At 65.0% G+C, this 4,572-nt stretch carries 4 protein-coding genes; 1 reads left to right on the forward strand and 3 read right to left on the reverse strand.

Going from position 1 to position 4,572, the window contains the following annotated elements:
- Window positions 1-144 precede the first annotated feature (144 nt).
- Genes dacB through ACLL97_RS14360 form a run of 3 tightly spaced genes read right to left on the reverse strand, consistent with a single transcriptional unit; the run spans window position 145 to window position 3,622 of the window.
- Entirely contained in the window at window positions 145-1,881 is a 1,737-nt protein-coding gene (gene dacB / locus ACLL97_RS14350) for a D-alanyl-D-alanine carboxypeptidase/D-alanyl-D-alanine-endopeptidase (protein ID WP_411281160.1), read from the reverse strand.
- Complete coding sequence (locus tag ACLL97_RS14355; protein ID WP_411281161.1) at window positions 1,881-3,071, reverse strand: acyltransferase family protein; 1,191 nt, start codon at window positions 3,069-3,071, stop codon at window positions 1,881-1,883. The genes dacB and ACLL97_RS14355 overlap by 1 nt, the downstream gene beginning before the upstream one ends.
- Window positions 3,071-3,622 (reverse strand): hypothetical protein, encoded by a 552-nt coding sequence (locus ACLL97_RS14360; RefSeq protein WP_411281162.1) that lies wholly within the window; start codon window positions 3,620-3,622, stop codon window positions 3,071-3,073. Before ACLL97_RS14360 ends, ACLL97_RS14355 begins: the two co-directional genes overlap by 1 nt.
- Before the next feature lie 248 nt (window positions 3,623-3,870).
- Here ACLL97_RS14360 and ACLL97_RS14365 point away from each other — a divergent pair, with 248 nt between their 5' ends.
- Window positions 3,871-4,362, forward strand: coding sequence for a hypothetical protein (locus ACLL97_RS14365; protein WP_411281163.1), 492 nt, complete (start codon window positions 3,871-3,873; stop codon window positions 4,360-4,362).
- Window positions 4,363-4,572: the final 210 nt, after the last annotated feature.

Here is a 4,572-nt window from a genome sequence, read left to right on the forward strand (position 1 = left end):
CGACCTTCGCGACCTTCGCGTGCTTCGCGACCTTCGCGTGCTTCGCGTGCTTCGCGACCTTCGCGTCAGCTGTGCCGCTGTTCGGCGATGGCATTGATCGTCAGCGCGAAGCTCACCGCAGCGCTCCGGCCAGCGGCGGCGCGACTACTCCCGCGAGAACGCCGCCATCGTGGGGCCCATCGCATCAATCGTTTCGCGGGCGTGCCAGCGATCCTTGCCGTTATACAAGAACGCGAACGCGAGGATCTCGCCGTTTTCGGCCGTCACATAGCCCGAGAGACCGATCACGTCGTTCGTGGTGCCCGTCTTCGCGTGCAGGTTACCCTGCGCCGGGGTGGCCCGCATGCGATTGCGCAGCAGCTCGGATTCACCAGCGACCGGCAGCGACGCGTGAAACGCACTCCCCCATGGAGCGCGATGGGCGTGGGCCAACAGTTGCACCAGTGACCGCGGCGTGACGCGGTCGAGCACCGAGAGGCCGCTGCCGTCAGTCACGCTGACGGCGTCGGGTGCGGCGCCGACCTGGCGCACCATGAACTCATGCAACGTGGCCGAGGCATTCTCGGCCGAGCCGAGCGTCCGCTTGTCTGCACCACGGGCAGCGCCGCGGAAGAGGAGCTCCGCAAAGATGTTGATGCTCTCGCGGTTCATCGTCGACACGAGACGCGACAGCGGCGGCGACGGCAGACTGGTCACGAGGGTGGCATTGCCGGGCGTTGTCCCGACCCGCAGTGCACCGTCGACGGTGATGCCCTGCGCCTCGAGCGCGGCACGAAAAGCGCCCCCAGTGAACGTGGCCGGATCACCGACCACCAGCTGATAGCGCACCGTGCCTGCGCGTGCGCCGATTGTGCCCGAGACCACCACGCGATCGTTGCCGGCGCGATGGGCGCTGATACGCGTGCTGCTCCCGGCAACCGTGCGGACCGTGTTGGTGATCGTGAGGCCGCGGGTCGCCGGCTCGAGGAACACCTTGCCAACGCCGCCCACGCCGCCCGCTGTGACACCGACAATGACGATATTCTCGTTGAGCGTGAGCGCCGAAAACGGCGCCGCGTAGCCTGCCCCGGCATAGCGCGTGAGCCAGCCTTCAGGGATGCCGCGCATCTCCAGCGCCGATGCGTCGGCCACCAGGTCACCCGTCACCCGCGTGATACCGGCGCCGGCCACAAAGCGCGCCAGCATCATCATCGAGGCATCGGGACCACCGCGCACGAAGCGCGGTGACATGGACGGGTCACCATCGCCGCGCAGCACCAGGTTGCCGCGCACGACGCCGTTGGCTTCCAGTGGACCGTCGCGCAGCACATCGGTACTGAACGTGTGCTCAGGGCCGAGCCGCTCGAACGCGATCGCGGAGGTGAACAGTTTCATCGTGCTCGCCGGCACCATCTTGCTGTCGGCACCGTGGGCGAACAGCGTGTCACCACGCGTGATGCTGATGACGATCGCGCCCCAGCCCCCGTTCCTCGTACGACTGCCCAGCAGCGTGGTGAGATCGCTGGTGAGCGCGGCCTCGCCACGCGGCATCGTGTAGCGCAGCACCGGGACGATTGTCGCGCGTGCCCGCCCCGCCCGCGTGCTTCGCGTACTGCGCTTGGCCGGCGTCTTCTTGGTTGGCCTCGGCCGCTGGCGTTGCCGGCTGGAGAGCGACTGTACCGTGAGGGCGCTCACTGATTTCGCGGATTCCGCGCCCGCAGCGGACGCGCCGCCAACGGCCGGGTCGCCAACGGCCGGGTCGCCAACGGCGAGATCGCCAACGGCGAGATCGGCAACGGCGAGATCGGCAACGGCGAGATCGGGCGCGAGAAGCAGGATGCCCGCAACGAGTGCGAGCGAACGGCGACGAATAGTGCTGGTGAGCCGAAGAGGCGTCATCATCAGACCTTGAGGACGAACCCGCGCTTCCAGGCGCCCCAGAGTATCAGGAACCAGAGGGCCACGAAGCTGAGGGCGTACGCGAACGATGCTTCCCGCGGCGGAAGCCACGATGCGTACAGGGTGTTGAACACGAATCCCTGCGCCGAGATCCGACTGCCGGTACCTGATTCCCACGTCCAGATCGATGAGATGAGGCGCGCCATCAATCCTGACCCGAGAAACGCGAGCATCGGGTTCGTACCATATACGACGAATGGAAACGTCCAGCGTCGCACCTGCATCACATCGATGATCCACATGCAGGTGGCGAGCGAGACGGCGCCCATGCCCGCCGTGAAAAGCACGTAGGAACTCGACCAGATGCTCTTGTTGATCGGAAAGACCCAATGCCACACGAGTCCAAGCATCATCGTGATCGCACCGACCGCAAACAACCCCGCCAGGCGATCGGTGAGCGTGCGTTCCTGATGCGCGATCCACCGTCCGGCAAAGGTCCCCACGATCATGGTGCCGATCGCCGGAACGGTGCTGAGCAATCCTTCCGGGTCCCAGGTCTTGGCGCCGATCCACAGATGGTTGGTGCCGAAGATCGTGCGATCAAGCCAGGCACTCAGCAGTTGGTCCGGTTTGTCCAGGACCAAGCGTCCTGCCACGCCAGTGTCAGGGACCGGCACCAGCGTCATCAGCGCCCAGTAGCCGAACAACAGCACCGCGAGAATCCCGAATTGCTGTTTCAGCGTCGTGCGCCACGTGAGCAGCGCGCCGAACAGGTAAGCGAGACCGATTCGCTGTAGGACACCCAACACGCGCCAATGCTCGAACCGGTCGACCACCCGCTCGAGGAACGTGGCCTCGGGGAGGGCGGGCGGCCAGGTGAAGAACGGGAAACCGGAGAGCAGAAAGCCGAACAAGAAAATGAGGGCGCCACGACGGAGAATCTGTCGCAGAATCGCGCGTTCATCATCGCCGCGAGCGCGCCGGGCGCGCCGCGAGAGCTCGGTGGTGATGCCGACGATGAAGAGGAAGAACGGGAAGATCAGGTCGGTCGGCGTCCACCCATGCCACGCGGCGTGCTCGAGCGGCGGGTAAATCGCCGACCAGCTGCCGGGGTTGTTCACGAGCAGCATACCGGCCACGGTCATGCCCCGGAACACATCGAGCGAAACGAGTCGCTCGGGGCGGGCCGACATCAGGCGCCCGCCTCGGATTTGGACGCGGCGACCTTCCATCCGGTCGTGTCGCAGCGCACCTCAAACGAGCGGGTCGGCGCCACCGTGCCGTTGTTGTCGCCACCCACATAATGCCCGCCCAGTCGCACGGTGACGCTATTACCGTTATCCGCCTCCGTCTTGCCGCGGAACACGACCAACATCGATGGATACGGCCCAACCTCTTCGAGCTTCTCGCGAATCTTGCGTTGCGCGACCGTGTCGCTGCTGTAGAAGTAGGTCGGCCCCTTGTCCTGCAGCACCTTGAAGCCGTCATCGGGCACTGCGGAATCCGTACCGGCCGCGCTCAGGAACCGCTTGGGGAGGGGCTCCGCCTTGGTGATGAAGTCGAGCACCGCGAGCCCGACCGGCGTCGAGTCGGTGCTGACACACGAGGGGCCCGCCGCCAGTTTCGTCTTCTCAGCCTTCGCGCGGTCGGCCGCCGCGCCACCGCCGCAGGCCGCGAGCAGCAGCAAACTGGGACCAGCAGCGGACAGCAGGATAGCGAATATGGGGTGAGTCGCTCGGGGCATGGCAGAACTCGGGATTGGGTGGTACTCTCGCGAGAGATGGAGTGCAGCATCAACCGATCAACGTTTCCGATGACGGGAGAGACTCGGGGAACGACGACCGTCATGTGGCGTAGAGCTACACGACGGTAACACAACTCCATCGGGCTTCCTGCTGCAGATATGTACCGCTGACGATGCTATGTACAGCGTGGACGGGGTTTGTCGAGGGGCAAGCCTCCGAATTCACTGACAGTGGAGGAGGGCACCGGATGTCTACGGGCAATCGAGTAGCACGCGAAGGAATCTCCGCCGGACTCATCGGAGCCACCGCGATTGCGGTCTGGTTCGCGATTCTCGACGCAACACGCGGCGAGCTCCTCGCCACCCCGGTGATGCTGGGCAGCTCACTGGGATCGCTGTTCCTGCAGGGCGACACGCCGAGCCGGGCCGCCGCCTTCATCGGCTACACACTCTTTCACTTCGCGCTCTTTTGCGTGATTGGGTATGCGTTCTCGTGGGTCGTGAACAGCGCCGAGAAAGTACCCTCCTCGTTCATCGGCTTCGCCGGGCTGTTCGTGGTCTTCGAAGTGGGCTGGGTCGGCTGGACGTCGGTGCTCTCTCAGGGATTCGGCGAGATCACGTGGCTGCAGGTCTTCCTCGCGAACCTGATCGCCTCGGCCGCGATGGGCGCGTACATGTGGAAACAACACCCGTCGCTGGCAGGGAGAGTGGGGGCGCAGATTGCGGGGGGAGCGGAGTGAGATACAACGACCAACGGCGCTGGGAATTACGGGCGCTAGGAATTAGGGGCGCTAGGAATTAGGGGCGAAACAGCGAACGGCGCGACAGTGAGCGCGTATGGATCGCTCGCTGTTCACGCCGTTTTCCGTTACGCTCCTGACTCTTGGCGCCCGTAATTCCTAGCGCCCGTAATTCCTAGCGCCCGTAATTCCTAGCGCCCGTAATTCCTA

This window comes from Gemmatimonas sp., assembly GCF_046594945.1.
GTDB lineage: Bacteria > Gemmatimonadota > Gemmatimonadetes > Gemmatimonadales > Gemmatimonadaceae > Gemmatimonas.